Origin of the sequence: Phytohabitans flavus, assembly GCF_011764545.1 — a bacterium.
Taxonomy (GTDB): domain Bacteria; phylum Actinomycetota; class Actinomycetes; order Mycobacteriales; family Micromonosporaceae; genus Phytohabitans; species Phytohabitans flavus.
Genome location: NZ_AP022870.1, coordinates 4,606,050 through 4,629,235, shown reverse-complemented (window position 1 = coordinate 4,629,235; position 23,186 = coordinate 4,606,050). Strand labels below are relative to the sequence as shown.

General features: G+C 69.3%; 17 protein-coding genes and 2 pseudogenes. 17 read left to right on the top strand and 2 right to left on the bottom strand.

Annotation, left to right across the window (positions count from 1 at the left end; genetic code table 11):
* Positions 1-223 precede the first annotated feature (223 nt).
* From Pflav_RS20160 to Pflav_RS45930, 12 genes and pseudogenes are all read left to right on the top strand, one after another.
* Positions 224-1,471 (top strand): acetamidase/formamidase family protein, encoded by a 1,248-nt coding sequence (locus Pflav_RS20160; RefSeq protein WP_173037534.1) that lies wholly within the window; start codon positions 224-226, stop codon positions 1,469-1,471.
* Between the two features lie 198 nt (positions 1,472-1,669).
* Positions 1,670-2,302: pseudogene (locus tag Pflav_RS47525) on the top strand (LacI family DNA-binding transcriptional regulator); the annotation flags it as partial.
* A gap of 50 nt (positions 2,303-2,352) precedes the next feature.
* Positions 2,353-2,700 (top strand): substrate-binding domain-containing protein, encoded by a 348-nt coding sequence (locus Pflav_RS47520; protein ID WP_269474520.1) that lies wholly within the window; start codon positions 2,353-2,355, stop codon positions 2,698-2,700.
* 223 nt (positions 2,701-2,923) lie between these two features.
* A pseudogene (gene araA / locus Pflav_RS20150) lies at positions 2,924-4,425 on the top strand (L-arabinose isomerase).
* A 52-nt stretch (positions 4,426-4,477) separates the two neighbouring features.
* The gene (locus tag Pflav_RS20145) at positions 4,478-5,779 is read left to right on the top strand and encodes an ABC transporter substrate-binding protein (RefSeq protein WP_173037533.1); all 1,302 of its coding nucleotides are present in this window, start codon (positions 4,478-4,480) and stop codon (positions 5,777-5,779) included.
* Between the two features lie 81 nt (positions 5,780-5,860).
* Positions 5,861-6,757: a carbohydrate ABC transporter permease gene (locus tag Pflav_RS20140; RefSeq protein WP_173037532.1), complete on the top strand. Its 897-nt coding sequence runs from the start codon at positions 5,861-5,863 to the stop codon at positions 6,755-6,757.
* Positions 6,758-6,760: 3 nt separating this feature from the next.
* Positions 6,761-7,675 carry a carbohydrate ABC transporter permease gene (locus Pflav_RS20135; protein ID WP_173037531.1) on the top strand — a complete coding sequence of 305 codons (915 nt, stop codon included), beginning with the start codon at positions 6,761-6,763 and terminating at the stop codon, positions 7,673-7,675.
* 2 nt (positions 7,676-7,677) lie between these two features.
* A complete protein-coding gene (locus Pflav_RS20130) occupies positions 7,678-9,597 on the top strand; it encodes a glycoside hydrolase family 127 protein (RefSeq protein ID WP_173037530.1) in 1,920 nt (639 codons plus the stop codon).
* A gap of 79 nt (positions 9,598-9,676) precedes the next feature.
* Positions 9,677-14,407, top strand: coding sequence for a galactose-binding domain-containing protein (locus Pflav_RS20125; protein ID WP_173037529.1), 4,731 nt, complete (start codon positions 9,677-9,679; stop codon positions 14,405-14,407).
* 72 nt (positions 14,408-14,479) lie between these two features.
* Positions 14,480-17,578 carry an OmpL47-type beta-barrel domain-containing protein gene (locus Pflav_RS20120; RefSeq protein ID WP_173037528.1) on the top strand — a complete coding sequence of 1,033 codons (3,099 nt, stop codon included), beginning with the start codon at positions 14,480-14,482 and terminating at the stop codon, positions 17,576-17,578.
* Between the two features lie 159 nt (positions 17,579-17,737).
* On the top strand, positions 17,738-18,250 hold the full coding sequence (locus Pflav_RS20115; RefSeq protein ID WP_332107777.1) for a hypothetical protein: 513 nt from the start codon (positions 17,738-17,740) through the stop codon (positions 18,248-18,250).
* Positions 18,251-18,312: 62 nt separating this feature from the next.
* Complete coding sequence (locus Pflav_RS45930; RefSeq protein ID WP_232071670.1) at positions 18,313-18,777, top strand: DUF916 domain-containing protein; 465 nt, start codon at positions 18,313-18,315, stop codon at positions 18,775-18,777.
* A 109-nt stretch (positions 18,778-18,886) separates the two neighbouring features.
* On the opposite strand, the gene Pflav_RS45925 is transcribed toward Pflav_RS45930, so the two are convergent.
* Entirely contained in the window at positions 18,887-19,081 is a 195-nt protein-coding gene (locus Pflav_RS45925; RefSeq protein ID WP_232071668.1) for a hypothetical protein, read from the bottom strand.
* A gap of 9 nt (positions 19,082-19,090) precedes the next feature.
* Here Pflav_RS45925 and Pflav_RS45920 point away from each other — a divergent pair, with 9 nt between their 5' ends.
* Positions 19,091-19,381 carry a hypothetical protein gene (locus Pflav_RS45920; RefSeq protein WP_232071666.1) on the top strand — a complete coding sequence of 97 codons (291 nt, stop codon included), beginning with the start codon at positions 19,091-19,093 and terminating at the stop codon, positions 19,379-19,381.
* 132 nt (positions 19,382-19,513) lie between these two features.
* Positions 19,514-20,338, top strand: coding sequence for a TIGR03560 family F420-dependent LLM class oxidoreductase (locus Pflav_RS20105; protein WP_232071664.1), 825 nt, complete (start codon positions 19,514-19,516; stop codon positions 20,336-20,338).
* Between the two features lie 61 nt (positions 20,339-20,399).
* Here Pflav_RS20105 and Pflav_RS20100 read toward each other — a convergent pair whose 3' ends face one another.
* A complete protein-coding gene (locus tag Pflav_RS20100) occupies positions 20,400-20,711 on the bottom strand; it encodes an NIPSNAP family protein (protein WP_173037527.1) in 312 nt (103 codons plus the stop codon).
* A gap of 92 nt (positions 20,712-20,803) precedes the next feature.
* Here Pflav_RS20100 and Pflav_RS20095 point away from each other — a divergent pair, with 92 nt between their 5' ends.
* From Pflav_RS20095 to Pflav_RS20085, 3 genes are read left to right on the top strand one after another with little or no spacing between them, the layout of a single operon-like run.
* A complete protein-coding gene (locus Pflav_RS20095) occupies positions 20,804-21,748 on the top strand; it encodes an NAD-dependent epimerase/dehydratase family protein (RefSeq protein WP_173037526.1) in 945 nt (314 codons plus the stop codon).
* 5 nt (positions 21,749-21,753) lie between these two features.
* Positions 21,754-22,695, top strand: coding sequence for an RNA polymerase sigma-70 factor (locus Pflav_RS20090; RefSeq protein ID WP_173037525.1), 942 nt, complete (start codon positions 21,754-21,756; stop codon positions 22,693-22,695).
* Entirely contained in the window at positions 22,692-23,078 is a 387-nt protein-coding gene (locus Pflav_RS20085) for a DoxX family protein (RefSeq protein WP_173037524.1), read from the top strand. Before Pflav_RS20090 ends, Pflav_RS20085 begins: the two co-directional genes overlap by 4 nt.
* The last annotated feature ends 108 nt before the right edge of the window (positions 23,079-23,186 follow it).

Genomic DNA, 23,186 nt, shown 5'->3' with positions numbered 1-23,186 from the left:
CAGACGCTACGAGCCGGCGAGTTGGCGGCGCTGCGGCCGGAAGGCGATCCGGGCCGCTACTTTGGTGTGCTTCTCGATTGGCGGCACACCGGATTTGCAAGATCGTCACGCACCCGAAACAGCGCACCGCGACGGTGAACCCCACCCACCTTGATCATCGGAGGGACGCGTCCGATCAGCGGCGTTCGGACCTGCCGTGCCCTTGTAGCGATGGAGGTTCTGCATGTCCACCAACCACTGGAGCTCGGCGAGCCGGCGGAGCGTACTGACCGCGGGTCTTGCCGCGACCGTCGCGGCCGGTACCGCCACCGTAGCCGCCCCTGCCCAGGCTCATAAGGGCGGCTCTAAGCCCAAGTGGAAGCACCACCTCAAGTCCACCCCTGACCACCTGCACTGGGGCGGCTTCCCGATCGGCTGGGAGCCGGCCCTCACGATGAGATCGGGCGAGACCGTCCGCGTCGACACCCTCTCCCAGCAGGGCCTCACCAACTCGTCCGTCAACCCCCGCGACTACTTCGGCGCCTTCGGCGTCAAGCCGCACGAGGTGCTGCCCGACGCGCTGTCGTTCTGGGACACCATCCCCGAGCGGCAGGCGACCAACCGGCAGTACGGCGGGCACATCCTGACCGGTCCGATCTACGTCCAGGGCGCCCAGCCGGGCGACACCGTCGCGATCGACATCCTCGACATCGACACCCGGGTGCCCTACGGCTTCAACGGCACGGCGCCGACCGGCGGCGTCATGGCCAACTTCTACCCCGGCTGGCGCGAGGGGGACGTGGGCCTCGACATCCCCGCCCAGATCCCGCCGGGCATGCCGGCCGGTGTCTGGCCCGACGTCCGTACCCACATGTACCGGACCGGCATGTACCGCGGTGAGGAGGTCGTCTTCTTCTCTGACGACATCAAGATCCCGACCAACAAGTTCATGGGCATCATCGCGGTCGCCTCGCCCACGGGCGAGTTCATCGGCAACACCGAGGACGCCCCGCCGCCCGCCACCGGCGTGCAGAACTCGACGCCTCCGGGCAAGTTCGGCGGCAACATGGACTGCCGCGACCTCATCGCGGGTACGACGCTCTACCTGCCGGTCTTCCAGCCCGGCGCGCAGATCTTCATGGGTGACCCGCACAGCTGCCAGGGCGACGGCGAGGTCAGCGGTACCGCCATCGAGCACTCGCTCTCCGGCACCTTCCGCATTTCGTTGATCAAGAACACGGTGACCGAGCTGCCGTGGGCCGAGAACGACGACTACTGGATCATGATGGGCATCCACTGGGACCTCGACCGGGCCATGCGGTTCGCGGTCGAGAAGACCGTCGACTTCCTCGTCACGACCCAGGGCCTGACCGTCCCCAAGGCGTACTCGTTCGCCTCGATCGCGGTCAACTACCACAACGCCGAGGTCGTCGACCGTACCCAGGTCGTGACCGGCCACATCCCCAAGAGCGTCTTCAAGCGCCGCCGCTGAGCCGACCCCGGCGCGGGCTCCGGCCCGCGCCGGTCACCGGTGTCCGCTTCCACTGTGGACCTGACTGGCGCTGCGTGACGGCCGGAGGCCGGCGGTGGGGCTTCGGCGAAAAGGTTTTCAGGACGGTACTGTCGTAGGAGGTGATCGTCAAGGCGCTACCGGGAGCGGCCGGGGGTCGGTCGCTGAGGGGAGCGTCAGATGAGTACTGAGCCAGAGGTGCCCGCCAACCGGGCACCTACGCTGACCGATGTCGCGAAGCTCGCCGGGGTGTCGGTGGCCACCGCGTCCAAGGCCATCAACGGCCGGGACGAGGTCAAGGCGGCCACCCGGGCCCGCGTGCTCAAGGCCGCCGAGCTGCTCTCCTTCGCGCCGAACGCCCTCGCCCGCGCCCTGCTCGGCGGCCGTACCGGCACGGTCGGCCTGCTCACGAGCGACCTGGAGGGCCGGTTCTCGATCCCCATCCTGATGGGCGCGGAGGACGCCTTCGGGGCCGGGCAGGTCTCGGTCTTCCTTTGCGACGCGCGCGGCGACGCGATCCGCGAGGCGTACCACGTCCGTGCCCTGCTCTCCCGGCGCGTCGACGGCTTGATCGTCGTGGGGTCCGACACCGACCCCCGGCCGCCACTGGCTGGCACCATCCCGGTACCCGTCGTATACGTCTACGCCCCCTCGGCCGACCCGGGCGACATCTCCATCACCGTCGACAACGTTGGCGGCGGCCGGCTCGCCATCGACCACCTCCTGGCCTGCGGCCGGCGCAACATCGCCCACGTCACCGGCGAGCCCGGCTTCGCGGCGGCCCGGGACCGAGCCGAGGGTGCGGCCGCCGCGCTCACCGACGCGGGCCTGACCATGCTCGGCGGCAAGCCGTACTACGGGTCGTGGGACGAGACCTGGGGAGGGCCGCGGCGCACATCGTGGTCGAGCAGCACCCCGAGGTGGACGCCATTTTCTGCGGCAGCGACCAGATCGCGCGGGGCGTCCTGGAGACCCTGCGTGACCTCGGGCGCGATGTGCCCCATGCGATCTCCGTGATCGGGTTCGACAACTGGGACGCCATCGCCGCCCACTCCCGGCCGCGCCTGACGAGCATCGACATGAATCTCGAACGCCTCGGCGCGGTCGCCGGCCGGCATCTCTTCGCCGCTATCGACGGCGGGGATCCGCCCACGTCGGAGCAGTATCCGGGCCGCGTCGTGATGCGCGACTCGACCGCGCCCGTCGGCTGAGTCGCGCCGCGCGGCCGCGCGCAGGCCGCGGCTGGATCTTGCTGACTCTCCGTGATCATCGAAAACATTTCGATGTTTCGGCCCGCAACCGGCGTGAGGTGAAGCGAGTCGATGGATCTTCACCAGGGCGTGGAAATCAACTGTTGACACGACCGTAACAGCCGGCCAGAATCCTCCGAAAAGGTTTTCGGAACGAGGAAGAGGCGGGTGGGCCGTCGTGGGCATCGCGGAAGAGCCGGCGGAGATCTGGTTTCTGACCGGAAGCCAGTCGCTGTACGGGGAGAAGGTGCTCGAACAGGTCGCGGAGCAGTCGCGCGACGTGTGCCAGTCGGTCGCGGCCGGCTTGGGGCGGGGCCGCGTCTGGTGTGGAAGCCGGTCCTCACCACGGCCGAGGCGATCCGCCGCACCCTGCTCGACGCCACCACTGACGACGCGGTCGTCGGCGTCATCGCCTGGATGCACACGTTCTCCCCGGCGAAGGCGTGGATCGCCGGGCTGTCGGCGCTGGGCAAGCCGTTGCTGCACCTGCACACGCAGGCCAACCGCTCGTTGCCCTGGTCCGAGTTGGACATGGACTTCATGAACCTCAACCAGGCCGCGCACGGCGACCGCGAGTTCGGGTACGTGCAGTCGCGGCTGGGCGTGGCCCGCAAGACCGTGGTCGGCTTCGCCGGCGACCCGGCCGTGCGCGAGCGGATCAGCATCTGGGCCCGCGCGGCGACCGGCTGGCGAGCCGCCCGGTCCCTGAAGCTGGCGCGCTTCGGCGACAACATGCGCGACGTCGCGGTGACCGAAGGCGACAAGGTCGGCGCGCAGGCGACCCTCGGCGTCTCGGTCAACGGGTACGGGGTAAACGCGCTGGTCGCGAGCGTTGACGAGGTTGCGGACGTTAACGTGAACAAGCTGGTCGGCGAGTACGAAGAGCGCTACGACGTAGCCCCGGAGCTGCGGCGTGGCGGCGAGCGGCACGAGTCCCTGCGGTACGGCGCACGGATCGAGATCGGCCTCCGGCAGTTCCTCGAAGACGGCGGCTTCGGGGCCTTCACCACGAACTTCGAGGACCTGGGCGGGCTGCGGCAGCTTCCCGGCCTCGCCGTGCAGAACCTGATGGCCGACGGCTACGGGTTCGGCGGCGAGGGCGACTGGAAGACCGCGGCACTGCTGCGGATCCTCAAGGTGGTGGCCGGCGACGCGCCCGGCGGCACGTCGTTCATGGAGGACTACACCTACCACTTCGGGCCCGGCGAGCCGAAGGTCCTCGGCGCGCACATGCTCGAGGTCTGCCCGAGCATCGCCGGCGACCGGCCGAGCCTCCAGATCCACCCGCTGTCGATCGGCGACCGCGAAGACCCGGTCCGCCTGGTCTTCACCGCGGCGCCCGGCCCAGGGATCGTGGTTGGCCTCGCCGACCTTGGTGGCCGCCTCCGCCTGACCGCCAACGAGATCGACCTCGTGGAGCCGGACGAGCCGCTGCCGCGGCTGCCCGTGGCCCGCGCGGTCTGGAAGCCCCGCCCCGACCTCGCCACGTCGGCCGAGTGCTGGCTGCTCGCTGGCGGGCCGCACCACACCGTGCTCAGCACCGCGGTCGGCCGAGAGGCACTCGCCGACTTCGCCGAGATGGCCGGGATCGAGCTTGCCATGATCGACTCGACGACCGAACACCGCTCGTTCGCCGACCGCCTCCGCTGGAACAGCGCCTACCACCGGCTGGCACAGCGGCTGTAGGCAGCCCGATCGAAACGAAACGAAGACCCATAAACCTGAGGAGGACAACCAAATGAGAAGAACCTTGGGCAGGCGGTCCGCCCTGCGGTCGCTGGCCGGGGCCCTCGCGGCGACGCTTGTGCTCGCCGTGGCGGCGTGCGGCGGCGACGACGGAGGCGGCGGTACGGACGCGGCCCAGGCCGGCCCCAACGGGGTCGACGACGGCAGCGAGCTGACCCTGTGGACCCGCGCACCGCTGGAGAAGCAGGCGAAGCTGCTGGTGGACGCGTACAACGCGAGCCACCAGAACAAGGTCAGCCTGACCGTGGTACCCAACGACGACTACGTGGCCAAGGTGGGTGCGGCGGCCGGCTCCGGCGGCCTGCCGGACCTGTTCGCCGCGGACATCGTGTACGTGCCGAACTGGGTGAGCCAGGGCCTGTTCCAGGACCTCAGCTCGAACATCAACGGCCTGTCGTTCAAGGACCAGATCAACAAGGGCCACCTGTCGGCCGGCACGCTGGACGGCAAGCCGCACGTACTGCCGTTCGTGCTGGACCTGTCGATGCTGTTCTGGAACAAGCAGCTCTTCAAGGACGCCGGACTGGACCCGGAGAAGGGCCCGACGACGCTCGAGGAGTACGCCGACGCGGCCAAGAAGATCCAGGCCCTGAAGAAGGACGGCGTCTACGGCACCGCGGCCGGCCTGAACTGCGGTGGGTGCCTGGTCTTCACCTGGTTCCCGTCCATGTGGGCCGGCGGCGCCGAGGTGATGAGCCCGGACGGCAAGGAGTCCAAGCTCGCCGACGACACCGCCCAGAAGGTGTACAGCACCTGGGCTGACCTGTGGAAGTCCGGCGCGGTGCTGCCCTCCTCGGCGGGCGAGACCGGTCCTACGTGGACGGCCGCGTTCACCGAGGGCAAGGTCGGTCTGATGTTCTACCCGGCGACGCTGCTCTCCTCGACCCCGTTCGAGGCCGGCGTTTCCGGCATCCCCGGCCCCGGCGGCGGTGCCTCCACCTTCGTCGGTGGTGACGGCATCGGTGTCTCCAAGGACTCGAAGAAGGCGGCTCAGGCCTGGAACTTCCTGAGCTGGATGATGTCCGAGGACGCCCAGGTCGAGGTGCTGGCGAAGAACAAGGACGTGGTGTCCCGTGCCGACCTGGCGAGCAACAAGTACGCCACGGCGGACCCGCGGCTGGTGACCATCAACCAGGTGGCCGGCCAGGGTGACACCCCTGTCGCGCTGAACTTCCAGCAGGCGTTCAACGCGCCGAACAGCCCGTGGCTGACGCTCGTGCGCAACCAGGTGCTGAACGGCAAGGGCGATCTGCAGAAGGACAACGAAGAGATCACCGCGGTACTTCAGCAGTAGACCAACGTGCGGGCGGGTGCCCGATGCCCGGCACCCGCCCGCACCCCAATAGCCCTTCCGCCGAACGAACGAGAGGTTCCCATGAGCGCCAATACGGCCACGCGGGGCCGTGCGCGACCCCGTGGCCGGCATGCCCTGCTCGGCTGGCTCTACGCGACACCGACGGCCGTCTTCGTGGTGGCGCTGTTCGTCGTGCCGCTGGGGCTCGTCGTGAAGATGTCGGTGTCGAGATGGCCGCTGCTCACCGGCGACCAGGGGTTCAACGCTCCGGACAACTTCGTGAAGGCGGTCGACCACCGCTTCTTCACCGACTCCGTGGTGTTCACCGTCAAGTACACGGTGCTCGCGACCGTACTGCTGCTGGTCCTGGGGTTGGGTTTGGCCCTGCTGGTGCAGGAGTCGAGCCGGTGGAACAACCTGCTCCGCGCGTCGTTCCTGATCCCCAGCGCACTCGGGCTGGCCTCGGCGTCGCTGCTGTTCTACGTGTTCTACTCGCCGTACGCGAGCCCGCTCGCGCCGCTGATGGAGAGCTGGGGCTTCGACTTCCTCGGCTCGCCGACGGCGGCACTGCTGTCGACGACCTTCCTGATCGTGTGGCGGTACGCCGGCTTCTACATGGTCCTCATGCTCGTCGGCCTGCAAGGCATCCCGGCGGACGTCTTCGAGGCGGCCCGCTCGGACGGCGCCAGCCGCTGGCAGACCTTCTGGCGGGTGACCCTGCCGCTGCTGCGCCCCACGCTCGCGCTGACCACCGTGCTCTGCGTGACCGGCTCGCTGCTGGCCTTCGAGCAGTTCTACATCCTGACCAAGGGCGGCCCGGACAACAGCACGATCACCGTGGTGCAGCTCATCTACTCGGTGGCGTTCCAGGGCCAGAACGACCTCGGCGTCGCGGCGGCCATCTCCGTCATCGTGCTGGTCGCCCTGATCATCATCAACGCGTTCCAACTGCGCGCCTTCCGGTCCGAGGAGAGCTGACGCATGGCCGTCATGTCCCGTTCCACCCAGACCGCCACCGGCGGAGCGCAGAAAGCCGGTCGAGCCCCGGCCAGCCGCAAACGGAAGCCCGGTGTCACCTTCGCCGGCATCGCGCTGCGCATGCCCTACTGGGTGTTCAGCGGAGCGGTGGGCCTGATCTTCGTGGCCCCACTCGTCTGGACCGCGGTCGCCTCGGTCTCTCCGCAGGCCGCCACCAACCAGGTGGACGGCTGGGGCTTCGGCAACTACGAGACGCTCGCCAACTACCAGGCCGGCATCTGGCGGTACCTGTTCAACTCGGCGTTCGTCTCCCTGCTCACGGTCGCGCTGACGCTGGCGATCTCGCTCCTCGGCGGGTACGCCTTCGCGCGCTTCAAGTTTCCGGGCCGGAACTTCCTCTTCCTGCTCACGCTCGCGATCCTGATGGTGCCGTACGCGACGCTGCTGATCCCGCTCTACGTGCTGCTGAACGAGGTGGGCCTGGAAAATTCGCTGGTCGGCGTGGCGCTCGTGCTCACGATGTTCCAGCTGCCGTTCTCCACGTTCCTGATGCGCATCTCCTTCGAGGCGGTACCGCGCGAGCTGGACGAGGCGGCCACAGTGGACGGTTGCTCGACGTGGGGCCTGCTGTGGCGGATCCTCCTGCCCGCGGTGAAGCCCGGCCTGATCACCGTCGGCCTGTTCTCCTTCCTCGCCGCGTGGAACGACTTCATGGCACCGCTCATCCTCATCAACGACACCGAGCGCATGACCCTCCCGCTCGCCGTGTCGAACCTGCGCGGCCAGGTCCAAGGTGTCGTCGACTACGGGGCCACCGAAGCGGGCGTCGTCATCCTCGCCCTGCCGTGCATCATCCTGTTCCTCCTGCTTCAACGTCACTACGTGCGCGGCTTCATGTCCGGCGCGCTGAAAGGCTGAGCATGAAAGCCACCGCACCCGCGGCACCTGTCCTGCCGATCCGCGGGCGGCTCCGGCCGCTCGGATTGGGCGACGTACGGATCACCGGCGGATACTGGGCCGAGCGGCAGTCGGTCAACGCCGTCGCGAGCCTCGCGCACATCGAGCACTGGCTGGAGCGCGAAGGTTGGATCCGCAACTTCGACCTCGTCGCGACCGGCGGCGACCTGGCCGCCGAGCGCCGCGGGCGCGAGTTCTCCGACTCCGAGATCTACAAGTTTCTCGAAGCGCTGGCGTGGGAGATCGGCCGGAGCGACGACGAGGCTCTGGAATCGCGGTTCCGGGCGATCGTGGCCCGGGTGGCCGCGGCGCAGGCGTCCGACGGATACCTCAACACGAAGTTCGGCCGGCCGGGGCAGGCACCGCGCTGGTCCGACCTTGAGTGGGGCCACGAGATCTACTGCATCGGGCACCTGCTCCAGGCCGGCGTGGCCCGTGCCCGGACCCGTCCCGGCGCCGACGACGGGCTGCTGGAGGTCGCTCGCCGGGCCGCGGACAACATCTGCGACACGTTCGGTCCGGAAGGCATCGACGGCATCTGCGGGCACCCGGTGATCGAGACCGCGCTGGTGGAGCTCGGCCGGGTCACCGAGGACGACCGCTACCTCGCCCAGGCCGCGCTCTTCGTCGACCGGCGCGGCCACGGCCGGCTCAGTGACGTGGAGTACGGCCGGGAGTACTTCCAGGACGAGATGCCGGTCCGGCAGGCGACTGTCCTACGTGGACACGCGGTGCGCGCGAACTACCTAGCGGCCGGCGCGGTCGACGTCGCGGTCGAGCTGAAGGACGCCAGCCTGCTCGACGCCATCCGCAACCAGTGGACGAACGCGGTGCGGCGGCGGACCTACGTCACCGGCGGGCAGGGCTCCCGCCACCAGGACGAGGCGTTCGGCCCCGACTGGGTGCTGCCGCCCGACCGCGCCTACTCGGAGACCTGCGCCGGTATCGGCTCGGTGATGCTCGCCTGGCGGCTGCTGCTCGCCGACGGCGACCCCCGGTACGCCGACCTCATCGAGCGGACGCTCTTCAACGTCGTGTCGACCTCGCCCGCGGCGGACGGGCGGAGCTTCTTCTACGCCAACACACTGCACCGACGGGAGCTGGGTGCCGTCCCCGACGCCGACCGGCCGAGCCTGCGCGCCGCCGCCTCGCTGCGGGCGCCCTGGTTCGAGGTCTCCTGCTGCCCGACGAACGTGGCCCGGACGCTCGCCAGCCTGACCGCGTACGTCGCGACGGTCGACGACGAGGGCCTTCAGCTGCACCAGTACGTGCCGGGGCCCGTGGAGCACAGCCGTGCCGACGGGCGGCGGCTGTGCGTGACGGTGGAGACCGACTACCCGCGCGACGGCGAGATCCGGGTGCGCGTCGACAGCGACGACGAGACCCCTTGGGCGCTGTCGCTGCGGGTACCCGGCTGGGCGGCCGAGGGCGCGACGCTGACCGTGGACGGGCAGCCCCGGCCGGTCGCCCCGGGCGTGGTCACCGAGCGCCGGACCTGGCGGCGCGGCGACGAGGTCGTCCTCTCACTGCCGCTGGCGCCGCGGTTCACGTACCCCGATCCGCGCATCGACGCCGTCCGCGGCTGCGTCGCGGTCGAGCGCGGCCCGGTCGTGTTCGCCCTGGAGTCCGTGGACGTACCGGGCGTCGAGAATGTCGAGGCGCTGCGGGTCGACACCAGTCAGCCGCCCCGCCTCGTCGACGGCCGGGTCACCGTCCGCGGCTGGCACGTGCACCCGCACGAGAACGACTGGCCGTATCGCACCGACCTGAGCGAGGCCACCCCGGTCCGGGGAGAGCAGCTCGCCGAGGTGCCGCTTGTGGAGTACCACGCGTGGGCCAACCGCGGCCCCTCGACGATGCGCGTATGGCTCGCCGCCCAATGATCGGCGGCCTCGTGTTAGCGCTCACACGCGTACTCCCAGCTAGCTTCACTCACCCCACCGATATGAGGAAGGAAACGACATGAGTCGTAGACGCGTGAGGAGAGGGACCGTCTGGGTCGCTCTAACCGCGCTGGTCGTGGGAGGAGCTGTTGGTCTGCCGTCCTCCGCGCAGGCCGCCAGCCCCATCATCCCCGGCAACGAGGGCGACGTCGGGGTCTACACCGACGGGTTGAACCACGTGATGGACATCGGAGACCCGACCTACAGCAACACCGGCGACGTCGTCAACCAGCTCAAGCCCGGCGTGCCATTCACCGCGTCGAGCATGCAGCAGTCCATCTTCGAGAAGGACCTGGCGGCCGGCGGCACCGACTACTACCTTGACCGCGTTCTCGGCGTACAGGGCGCGATCGGGTCGGCGGTGCTGATGACCCGCGGCCGTTCCCTCTACATGCGGGGCGCGAGCAACAACAACTTCACCACCATGGGCTTCGCCGGCAGCGCGTACGTGGGTGGCCCCAACAACCTCGGCAACCTGTACACCGTGACCGTTCCTGGGCAGACGGTCAGCGAGGTCAACGCGAACCGGTTCAACGCGCCAAGCCACGCGAAGAGCCGCTACAACATCGGCACGACCGGTGTCACCGCTGACCTGACGAAGTTCATGACGTACGACAACGTCGCGGTCACCGCCATCACGTTCAACAACCCGGGCGAGGCCGCGGCGACCTTCACCGTGCGGGCCGCCTCCCCGCTGGCCACCCAGGCCGGCCAGGGCACGGCCGAGCTCACCGGGACCCGCACCATCACCAGCGGCTCCAACAACGGGCTCGTCGACACCGCATGGGACACGATCCGGACGAGCCTCACCGGTGGCGGGTTCACCCGTACCGGTACCAACCTCGACCGCGAGGTCACCGTCCCGGCCGGTGGCTCGCTGTCCCTCTCGGTCGTCGGCGCGGTCTCCTCGGCCACGCTCCCGAAGACCGTGGAGGCGTACAACAGCTACGCCGCGCTGTCGCCCGCCGAGGCGGTCCGCACCGGCATCACCGCGTTCAACCGCCAGTGGGCGCAGGACGTCCCGTACATCGACGTCCCCGACCCGGCCCTGGAGAAGGCGATCGTCTACCGCTGGTGGGGCGAGCGCTACAACAGCCTCGACGCGAACGCGTCCGGCTACGCCTACCAGTACCCCACGACGATCGAGGGGGTGAACCTCTACCAGAACGCCGTGGCGCTGACCCAGCCGATGCACCTGCAGGACACCAAGTGGCTGCGCACGCCATACCTGCCGTACGGGCAGATCCTCAACATCGGTGAGCTTTCCGGCTCCTCGGCGTTCCTGGACAGCCCCGGCCACACGAGCTGGAACAACCACTACTCGCAGTACATCGGTACGGCCGGGCTCGAGGCGTACAACGTGCACGGCGGCGGCACGGAGGTCGCCACCAAGTTCGCCAAGTACTTCGAGGGCGACGGCGTCGGCCAGCTCGAGCACTACGACGGCAACGACGACAACCTGATCGCGTACGACACCAACTACATGCCGGGCAACGACGCCGACGCCATCACCTTCGGCTTCCCGAAGGCGAACGGCGGCGCGCCCGGTGCGCGGACCATCGAGCGTCCCGAGTCGGCGTACGTGTGGGGCGACTTCGACGCCGCCCGCCAGCTGTACCAGATCGCCGGCGCCGACCAGGCAAAGGTCGACCAGATGGCGGCCAGCGCCAACGGCATCCGCGACGCGGTGCTGAACCGGCTGTGGAGCCCGGACATGCGGATGTTCCTGGCCGGCACGTCGCACGGCGCCACCAGCGGGGCCAGCTCCAACGGCCGGGCCAACCCGCTGCCGCTGGAGGCCCGTGGGCTGATCCCGTCGAAGGAGTCGAACCTCTACGACGTGTACGCCCAGAACCTCATCCCGTTCGACCAGTACCAGAAGTACGTCGACGGCTTCCGGTTCCTGACCTACGGCGACAACTTCCCGATCTTCCCGTTCTACACCGCGAACCAGTACGACCGGGCCGCCTACGGGATCGGTGGCTCGAACAACTTCTCGAACATCAACTTCACCGTGCAGTACCGCGGTGTCCGCTCGGCTCTGCGCCACTACGACCCCGAGCAGAAGTACATCAACCCGGCCTACGCCAAGCGCCTGCTGGACTGGATGGCCTGGAGCATCTACCCGAACGCGGACCTGCGGGCCCCGAACCAGGCGGAGTACTACTCCAACTGGAACCCGACCGCGAAGACGTACAACCGCAACAACCCCAACCACGTGATGTTGGGCAACATGAACTACATCTTCATCGAGGACATGGCCGGTATCCAGCCGCGTTCCGATGACAAGATCGAGCTGTGGCCGATCAAGTTCGGCTACGACCACTTCATGGCGAACAACCTGCGGTACCACGGCCAGGACGTCACGATCGTCTGGGACCCGGACGGCAGCAACTACGGCCTCGGCGCGGGCTACAGCCTGTTCATCAACGGCCAGAAGAAGGTCAGCACCGACAAGCTCGGCAAGTTCACCTACGACCCGAAGACCAACCAGGTCCAGGCCGAGGCCGGGCTGAACGTCACCTTCACCGCGGCCGCCGGGAGCGACTTCCCGAGCGCGGTGGACACGCCGATCCAGGACAACCGGGTCGTCGACTACCTCAAGACGGCCGGCATCGACCTGACCGAGGACGCCCCGAACCTGGCGAAGGGCGCGACGCTCGGCTCGTCGTACACCCAGCAGGGCATCCGCCCGACGCCGTGGCGGCAGTTCCACACGCCCGGCTACAGCACCACCTCGATGAACTACACGCCGGGTGCCATCAAGGAGACCGAGCGGCCGGTGTCGCTGGCCGCCGTGAACGACGGGGTCACCGCCAACGAGCCCTACTGGGGCAACTACGGCACGGCGGAGAAGAACGGCTACGTCGAGCTCGACCTGGGTTCGGCCAAGTCCTTCGACAACGTCAAGGTGACCTTCGTCAGCGACCGCCAGGCCGGCGGGTACCGCGAGCCGGCGCGCTGGTGGATCCAGGTGCCGGACGGCAACGGTGGCTGGAAGGAAGTACCGAACCAGGCCAAGAACCCGACCGTGCCGGCGGCGAAGTTCAACGAGGCGCTCTTCAACACCGTCTCGGCGGGCAAGGTGCGGGTCGCGTTCACGAACAACCCGACGTTCTTCACCGCGATCTCCGAGATCCAGGTGTTCAACTCGGGTCGTGACGTGCCGCCGGTCTCGAACCTGGCCCCGGTGGTCACCGCCACGCGGGACGGCTCGCAGGACGGCAACCTGTCCACCCGGCTCGTCGGTACGGCTTCCGACGACGGCATCCCGTACGACAGCGAGCTCAGCTTCGGCTGGGAGACCGTGTCGAAGCCGGCAGGCGCGGGCGTCATCTTCGCCGACTCGAAGGCGCTCGCCACCCGGGTCACCGGTACTGTCGCCGGCGACTACGTGTTCCGGTTCTTCGCGAACGACGGCGAGAAGCGGACCGAGGCGACGGTGGCGGTGACGCTCGCCGAGCGGGAGGTCACCGCGGAGTTCGGCTCCTCGGCGACGATCAGCACCACCGGTACCGCCTCGTGGGAGAACCACAACCGGGTCAACGAGGCCACCACGCCGAACAGCTCGAACCCGGGCAGCGGCAACGGCTGGGGCAACTGGGGCCAGCCGGCCAACGGCACCAGCCAGGCGAACCAGGCGTGGATCCAGTACCGGTGGACCTCGCCGGTGCGGCTCTCCTCGACCGACATCTACTGGTACGACGACAACGGCGGCACCCGGCGGCCGACTGCCACGACGTACGTCATCGAGTCCTCGAACGACGGCACTACCTGGACTCCGGTCACCCTCTCGGGCGGCTCGACGTACGCCAACGGCCTGGCCACCAACGCGTACAACCACTTCAACTTCGAACCGATCACGGCCAGCTACCTGCGCATCCGGATCTTCGGCCTGATGACCGGCGGCGCTGGCACGGGTGTGCTGCGCTGGCGGGCCAACGGCGAGACCGTCGACTCGGTGCGCTCGCCGGTGCTGATCCGGACGCCCGTGGGCGAGGTGCCCACCCTGCCGAGCGAGCTCGACGGGGTGTACGCCAGCGGTGCCCGCGGCAAGGTCGCGTTCAAGTGGCAGCCGATCACGGCGGACATGGTGGCTGAGACCAACGTCGAACCGTTCGTGGTCTACGGCACCAACGACGCGTACGGCCTGATCGCCGAGGCACGCGTCTACGTGCGGCCGGAGACGGCACAGGACGGCATCTCGATCCAGGGTGCCGAGACCTTCCAGCAGAAGGTCGAGGTGGGCCAGCAGCCGTACCTGCCGGAGAAGGTGGAGGTCTCGTACAACGACGGGTCCCGGGACAACCAGGCGATCGGTGTCGACTGGCAGTTCGACCCGAACATCGTCAACACCCCGGGTCGGTACACCGTCATCGGCAACCTCATCCTGCCCGACTACGTCAGCGAGGCCGGTACCACCAAGACCACACTGACCCTCACCGTGGGCGACCCGCCCGCGTGGGATGTCACGGTCACGGCCCGTAGCCAGTGCACCGGTACCAACGCCTACGTGGCGGTCACCGCCCGCAACGACGACGACGGCCCGCTCAACATCGAGCTGGTCACGCCGTACGGGTCGAAGACGGTTAACGGTGTCGCTCCCGGCAAGTCCGCCTACCAGGCGTTCAACTCGCGCCTGAAGACGGTCCCGGCCGGTACGGCGACGGTCAAGGTCACCGGCACGGTCGACGGCCAGCCGGTTACCGCAACGTTCCCCGCGCCTTACGGCGCACTCACCTGCGGCTAGCCCTTCCGGGGGTGGCGGCGTCGGCACCGGCGCCGCCACCTTCCCCCACCCCGAAGAGCAGGAGATCGCACCGTGAAGACCCTTCTTAGCCGCGTGGCGGCCGCCGGGCTTCTGGCCGGCGTGCTCGTCGCGGCCCCGGCGCCCGCCCACGCCGCCGACTCGTACACGTTCACCAACACCACGAACCCGATCCTCGGCGACGGCACGTACTACTCCGCCGACCCGGCGCCCCTCGTCGTCCCGGCTGGCGCCCCCGGAAACAGCAGCGGCCGCGACGAGCTGTACATCTACACCGGCCACGACCAGGCCGGACCGTCCACAAACGACTTCATCATGAACGAGTGGGGCGCCTTCCGCACCACGGATGTCCAAGCTGGACAGTGGACTCACTACCCGTCGCTGATGCGCCCCGAGCAGGTCTTCGCCTGGGCGACGCCGGGACGGGCGTACGCCGGCCAGGTGGTCCGGGGCGTCGACGGGCGCTACTACTGGTACGTACCGATCAACGAGCGGGACAGCCCGGCGAGCGACAAGTTCGCGATCGGCGTGGCCGTCTCGGACAGCCCGACCGGCCCCTGGACCGACCACGCGGGCGGCCCGATCATCTCCCAGCGGGTGCCGGCCACCAACAACATCCACAACATCGACCCGACGATCCTTGTCGAGGGCCAGCGGGTGTTCCTGTGGTGGGGCTCGTTCAGCAACCTGCGGATGCTCGAGTTCCAGCCGGACATGAAGACGCCGGTGGGCACCCAGCGCACCGTCACCGGCCTGACCGGGTTCTTCGAGGCGGCCTGGATCTTCAAGCGCGGCGCCACCTACTACATGGCGTACGCGGGCAACAACGCCGGACCGACCTCGCAGTGCACCCCGGCGAACTACCACGCCTGCATCGCCTACGCGACGGCGGCGGCGCCCGAGGGCCCGTGGACCTACCGGGGCACGATCCTGCGCCCGGTCTCCTCCACGACCAGCCACCCGGGCATCCTGGAGTTCAACGGCCAGTGGTACATCGCTTACCACACCGCCGACGCGGTGGGTGGCGGCCACTTCCGCCGCTCGGTGGCGATCGACAAGGTCGAGTGGGACGACGCGCAGACCCCGCCGCGGATGAAGCTCATCACGCCGACCCCCGCCAAGGGGCGTGACCTCACGCCGCGGCCGAACATCGCTCAGGAGGCGAAGTCGACGGTCTCCAACGAGCCGGTGCCCACGCAGTACTGGATCAAAGCGCTCAACGACGAGATCGTCCGGTCCAACCCGCTCCCGCCGGACATGTGGGGCACCTGGACCGGCAACAACCCGCCCCAGCAGTGGGCCCAGTACACCTGGGACCAGCCGATGCGGATCTCCGGTTCCCAGATCGACTTCTGGAACGACCAGCCGCAGGGTACCGGCGTGGGCGTCGCGGCACCGGCCCGCTGGCGCATCCAGTACTGGAACCTCGACAGTGGACAGTGGGCCGACCTGCCCAACGCGAGCGGCTACCCGACGAGCACGCAGGGCTTCCAGAACACCACGTTCGACCCGGTCACGACGACTCAGGTGCGGGCGACCTTCGACGGGTCGACGAACGGCAGCACGTACTCGGCGGTGGCGGTCGAGGAGTGGAAGATCCTCGCCGCGCAGCCTTCGTCCGTCACGCCGCCGGCGCTGACGGTCGAGGTGGGGGAGCGGGAGCTGCCCGGCACGGTAGCGGTGTCGTTTGGCTCTGAGACGCTTCAGGTGCCGGTCTTCTGGGACCCGGTGACGGCCGAGCAGGTTGCGGCGCCCGGCACGTTCACCATCCAGGGCACCGTGCTCGGGTACGCCGCCGGCCGGATCTCCGCGCAGGTCCGGGTCATCTCGCCCGGCGACACCGAGGGCGACGTGACAGCTCCGACGCTGACGCTCACGCCGAGCGGCAGCGCGGGCAGCGCCGGCTGGTACCGCTCCGCGGTACGGGTCCGGGCGGCCGGTGTCGACGACCGGGGTGGCCGGCTGACCATCGAGTCCAAGGTGGACAGCGGCGCGCCGGTGGTGACGCGGGACGCGCGATACGCCGACGTCAACGTCACCGGGGACGGCCAGCACACCGTCACCGTGACCGCGACCGACCGGGCCGGCAACGTCTCGTCGCCGGCGAGCCTGCCGGTGCGGATCGACGCCACGGCTCCGGCCAGTACCGCCACTGTGGACAGTGCACGGCGGACGGTCACAGTGACGTCGACCGACGCCACCTCGGGGGTCGCGCTGATCGAGTACTCCATCGACACGGGTCCGTGGACCGCCTACACCGGCGCCATCGCGGCACCCGACAGCAACCGGCACACGGTGTCCTTCCGGGCGCTCGACGCGGCCGGAAACCTGGAGACCGCCAAGTCCGCCACCATCCTGGCGGACCTGTCCGGCCCGCTCACCGGCAACATCGGGCCGATCGGCACCCCGACCGCCTCGTACACCGCCGGCTGGAACAGCGTCATCGCGCTCAACGACGGCGCCGACCCGAACAACCCGAGCCAGGCCCAGATCTGGGGCACCTGGTCCGGTACCCGCCCGGCGACCCAGTGGGTCCAGTACGACTGGTCCCGCCCGGTGCGCATCACCGGGACGGAGCTGAAGTTCTGGCGGGATTCCAACCAGGGCACCGGCGACGGCGTCGCCCAGCCCGACGGGTGGGTCCTCCAGTACTGGGACGAGGCCACCTCGGCCTGGCGTGACGTGACGGGCGCGTCCCCGTACGGGACGAGCACCACGGCGTTCAACAACGTCACGTTCGACCCGGTCACCACACCACGGGTACGGGCCACGATCCGGGCCAACGGCAACGGCACCACCTATTCGGCGGTCGCGATCACCGAATGGCGGGTCTTCGCCGACGACCCGGGCACCCAACCGGCCAAGGTGCCGGTCACGGTCACCGTCCAGGCGCGATGCGTCGCCGGCAAGGCGTACGTCGCCGTGCAGGCTCGCAACGACCACGACACGCCAGTCAAGATCACCTTCGACACCGGGTACGGCGACCGCACCTTCGCGAGCGTCGCTCCGGATGCCAACGCGTACCAGTCGTTCGCCACGCGTTCGGCCTCGGTCCCGGCCGGCTCGGCGACAGTCGGCGCCACCGGGACGGTGGACGGCAAGGAGGTGACGACTGTTTACACAGCGGACCACCCCGGCGTGGCCTGCGCCTGATCGCACTATCCCCACCAACCCACGAAAGACAACGGAGCATCACATGAGCAAAAGACGCAAGGGACTCGTCGCGGCAGGCGCCGCGGCAGCCGTCCTCGCCGGGCCGATCGCGCTTCAGTCGCCCGCCGTCGCCGCCCCGGCGACAGCGACGACGTCCGGGTGACGGTGGACATCGAGGAGATCCGGGAGCCGGGTGTGCTCGCCATGTCCATCGCGGCTGACTCGGTCGCCCTGGCCGAGAACGGGTCGACCCTGCTGGTCCGCCAGTTCACCGGCACCCTGCCCACGGTCACGGTCACCGACACGCGTATCGCGGAAGAGGTGCCGGACGGCGCGGCGTGGGCGGTGCTGGGCAGCGCGACCGACTTCGCCGGTGACGCGGGCCAGGCGCCGATCAGCGCCGGCCACCTCGGCTGGAGCCCGAACCTGATCGACGGCGGCGAGAGCGGCCTCGTCTCGGAGGGTGAGGAGGTCGTGACCGTCCTGGACGAGCCGACCCAGCCGGGCAACAATGTCGGTCTTGTGGACCAGGAGCTGCTGGTGTCGACCTTCGACTCCGAGGCCGTCGCCGGCGACTCCTACTCCGTCAACGCCAACCTGTTCCTGCGCGCCCCGGCGGATGTCGCGGCGGGCTCGTACAACTCGACGTTGACCCTGTCGCTGTTCGAATGAGGTACAGGTGGGGGCCGCGGCACCGCGGCCCCCACCACACCTCCGGGCCGAAGGACCTCGCCATGATCCGACGCCGGCCGCGGGCACTGCCGCGGCTGCTCGCTGTACTGGCCGCGGCACTCGTCGCCGTGCCGGTCGCGCCCACAGGCGCCATGGCGGAGCCGACGCCGACGCCACCCGCGCTCACGTGGTCGGTCCAGCCCGCCAACCAGCAGGGCCCGGACGGCCGCCGGTGGGTGGAGCACACGCTCGACCCGGGCCAGGTGGTAAACGAGCGCCTGGCGGTCCGCAACTTCAGTAACCGCCCCGCGGTCTTCTCGCTGAAGGCGGCCGACGGCTACCTCACCGACAAGGGCCGCTTCAACATGCTCCCGTCCAGCCGCAAGTCGGTGGACGGCGGCACCTGGATCAAAATCCAGGAGAAGGTGACGGTCGGGGCAAAGGGTACGACGGTCGTACCGTTCACCATCACGGTTCCCGCGACGCCAAACCGGGCGACCACCCCGCCGGCATCGCCGCGACGGTGACCGCGACCGGGGGCACTGTCGCGGTCGAGAGCCGGGTCGGCTTCCGGGTCATGATGCGGGTCAGCGGCACGGTCACGGCCTCGCTGGCGGTCGGCGACCTCACGGCGACCTACCACCGCTCGTGGAACCCCTTCTCGCCCGGCACCATCGACGTCAGGTACACCGCGACGAACAACGGCAGCGTCGGCGTCACCGGCACCGCGCAGGTGAGGACTGCCGAGCTGTTCGGCGCGTCCGGGCACAGCGCGCGGGCCGACGTCGCGGAGACCCTTCCAGGCGGCAACCGCGTGGTCGACGTCAGCATCGGCGGCCTGTGGGCGCTCGGACCGCTCAAGACGACCGTGGAGCTGACCCCGCACTGCTCGACGGCGACGCGTCCGGCGCCGAGATCCGCCCGGCGTCCGCGACGGTCACGGTATGGACGCTGCCCTGGGCCCAGCTGATCCTGATAGCCCTCCTCGTCGCGCTCGCCCTAGCCGCCCGGACCGCCATCCGCCGCCGCAAGCGCCGCCTCGCCGACCTGCTCGCCCAAGCCCGCGACGAAGGCCGCGCCGAAGCCCGCGAATCCACCCTCGTCGGCACCACGAAGGACCCCACCGAATAAGGCTCGGGTTGGGTGTGAAGCGCGGAGGGTGAGGCTGCGGGAGCGGCGGTCTGGACCACCGCGGACGTCGCGGTAGCTCAAGGCTTTGTCTTTGAGATCGTCTAGGGTTTGCCGCAGGCGGAAGGAGCGTCGATGGACGTAGGCATCCATTTCCTGAACTTCACCAACCCCGGCGGCGACGCGGTCATCGCGCCGCTGCTGGCTGACACCGCGAAGGCCGCCGACGACGCGGGCTTCGCGCTCTTCACGGTCATGGACCACTTCTTCCAGATGGAGCGGGTGTGGCCGGCTGAGAACCCGATGCTCGAGGGGTATACCGCGCTCGGGTATGTCGCCGCCCTCACCTCGCGCATCGAGCTGGCGACGCTGGTGACCGGCGTGACGTATCGCCATCCGGGGCTGCTGGCCAAGACCGTGACCACCCTCGACGTGCTCTCCGGCGGGCGGGCCATCCTCGGCCTCGGCGCGGCCTGGTACGAGCGCGAGCACAACGGGCTGGGCGTGCCGTTCCCGCCGCTGAAGGAGCGGTTCGAGCGGCTCGAAGAGACGCTGCGGATCTGCCTCCAGATGTGGAGTGACGACGACGGGGCGTACGCCGGCCGGCACTACACGCTCGCCGAGACCCTCAACCGGCCCCGGTCGCTACAGCGCCCCCGGCCGCAGATCCTCGTCGGGGCAACGGCGAGCAGAAGACGCTGCGGCTCGTCGCGAAGTACGCGGACGCCTGCAACTTCACGATCAGCGACGTCGACGAGATCCGCCACAAGATCGGCGTACTGCGGAGCCACTGTGACCGGGAGGGCCGCGACATCGGCGACATCCGGATCACCGTGCAGGGCTCTGTCGACCCGATCCAGGACCCGGACGGCTTCCTGCGCCGCGCCGAGGAGCTGGCCGCGCTCGGCGTGCGGCACGTGCACCTGCGGATACAGCAGCCCGACCCGGTCGGCTTCGTGACCCGCGTCGCGGAGACGGTCCAGCTGCGGCTGGGGAGATCGAGCCGGCCAAGCTCTGAGGGTCAGCGCTCCGGGAGCAGCGGCCGCATGAAGGTGCGCTCGTAGCGGAGCACGCAGCCGCTCTCCTCGCGGATCCGGTCGGCGGCGACGAAGTCCGGATCCGCGCCGAACCGCGCCCGGTACACCTCGTACGCGGCGAGGCTCGGAAAGCTGAAGAGCGCCAGCGCCTTGTCGCTGGCGCCCTCGGACGGCAGGAAGTACCCGTGATGGCTGCCGCCGTGCTGGTCGACCAACTCCATCCACCGCCGCGCGAACCGCTCGAACTCATCGATCTTCGCGGGATCGACGACGTACTCCACGACGCAGGTGATCATCTCGCCACCCTACTTTGTGACATGGGTAACTAAATGTCATAGGGCGTCGATGCGTCTCGTCTCTGCTGGTGAGCACGACGAGCGGAGGCGAAATGAAGATCTTCGTTGCGGGGGCATCCGGCGCGATCGGCAGCCAACTTGTTCCGCAGCTTGTGGCGCGCGGTCACGTGGTGGTGGGTACCACCCGCTCGGCGGCCAAGACCGAGGCGTTGCGCGCGTTGGGCGCCGAGCCGGTCGTCGTCGACGCGCTGGACCCGGATGCGGTGGCCGATGCCGTGGCCAAGGCCGAGCCCGAGGTGATCGTGCACCAGTTGACGGCGCTGGCCGGGCCGCCCGATTTCCGGCACGTGAAGCGGATGGTGGCGGCGACCAACCGCCTGCGCACCGAGGGCACCGATCACCTCCTCGCGGCTGGGCGCGCGGCCGGGGTGCGCAAGGTCGTGGCGCAGAGCAACTGCGGCTGGATGGAACGCGTCGGCGGGCCGGTCGCCGACGAGAACGGCCGGATCGAGCCGAACCCGCCCGCGGACACGGCGACGGCGGTGGCCGCGCTGCGCCACCTGGAGGAAGCGGTGACCGGCATCGGCTGGGGCGACGGCATCGCGATCCGCTACGGCGGCTTCTACGGCCCACGGACCGGCATCGAGATCGCTCCGGACGCCGTCATGGCCGGGCTGCTCCTCAAGCGAAGATTTCCCATCGTCGGCGGTGGCACTGGGGTGTGGTCGTTCGTACACATCGTCGATGCCGCGTCGGCCACGGTCGCGGCGATCGAACGCGGCCGGCCTGGCATCTACCACGTCGCTGACGACGATCCGGCGCCCGTGCACGTCTGGCTTCCGGTGCTGGCTCGGGCGCTCGGCGCGAAGCCGCCGCGCCGCATACCGGGCTGGATCGTCCGCCTGGTGGCCGGCAAGGGTCCGGTGGACATGATGACGCGGGCCCGCGGGATTTCCAGCGAGAAGGCCAAGCGGGAGCTGGGCTGGACGCTGGAGTACCCGAGCTGGCGTACCGGCTTCGCCGAGGGATTGAGGTGACTCGTATGTCCACTTCGGACCTGTACGACGAGCTGCGGCCGCGGGCGTTCGCCATCGCGTACCAGATGCTCGGCAGCGTGAGCGAGGCCGAGGACGTGGTGCAGGAGGCGTTCCTGCGCGTACACCAGACCCTGGGGCGGGACGAGCCGATCATGTCCCCGCGGGCGTACGTGGCCACGCTCGTCACCCGGCTGGCCATCGATCAGCTTCGGTCGGCGCGGGTGCGGCGGGAGCAGTACGTCGGCGAGTGGCTGCCGGAGCCCCTGGTGACCGATCCGACGCCGGCCGAGCAGGCGGAGATCGCCGACTCGCTGTCGCTCGCGTTTCTGGTGCTGCTAGAGAGCTTGTCGCCGAAGCAGCGGGCCGCGTTCCTCCTGCGCGAGGTGTTCGACTACCCGTACGCGGAGGTCGCCGAGATCATCGGTGGCGACGTGGACAGTGTGCGGCACCTCGTCGCGCGGGCTCGCGCCAACGTCCGGGAGCGGCGACCGCGTTACCACGCCACCCGGCAGGAGCGGGAGGAGTTGGCCGAGCGCTTCTTCGCCGCCGCCGAGCGGGGCGACCTGGCGGCATTGGAGGCGCTCTTGGCGCAGGACGTGACGCTGCACGCCGACGGTGGCGGCAAGGTGCCCGCGCAGAGCCAGCCGATCAACGGCCGGGAGCGGGTGGCACGGGCCCTGACGTTCGGGATGTCCGTGCTGCCGAACATCGGCGTGCGTGTCCAGCTCACCGAGGTCAACGGCCAGCCCGGGGCGATGGCGTTCGACGCGGACGATCGGCTTGTCGCGGTCATGGGGCTCGACATCGACGAAGGCCAGATCCAGACGATCCACTCCATCGTCAACCCCGACAAGCTGCGGCACTTCGACCGGGTCGGCGACCTGAACGCCCTGGTACGCGCCAGCCGCCGCCCCCGGCGACAGCGGAACAGTGAGGAACAGCAGTGAATGTCGCTCTGTGGATCGTCACCGGACTGCTGGCCTTCATCCTGCTGTTCAGCACCATGAAAATGTTCGTACCGAGGGAGACGCTGGCCGCCAAGGGTGGCCGCTCTGGGCAATGGATCCTGGACTTCAGCCCCGCCTCTCTCAAAGTCATCGGGACCCTCGAAATCCTGGCGGCGGCGGGCCTGATCCTGCCAGCCGTGCTCGACATCGCGCCGATCCTGGTACCGGTGACCGCCACTTGCGTGGCGTTGCTGTTCGCCGGCGCGATCATCATGCGGCTCCGCCGCGGCGAAAGGGCCACGGCCATCGGCGACGTGGTCTATTTCGCCATGGCCGTTTTCGTGGCCTGGGGCCGCTTCGGTCCCGAGTCCCTAACCGGCTGACCCGGCGCGGCGCCGGCCGCCGCTGCCGGGGGTGGCATGTGGCGGCGGACACGAATGTGACATTTGATCGTTACGCGCCGTTCAACTGCCGTAGGGTAGACGGTCGGC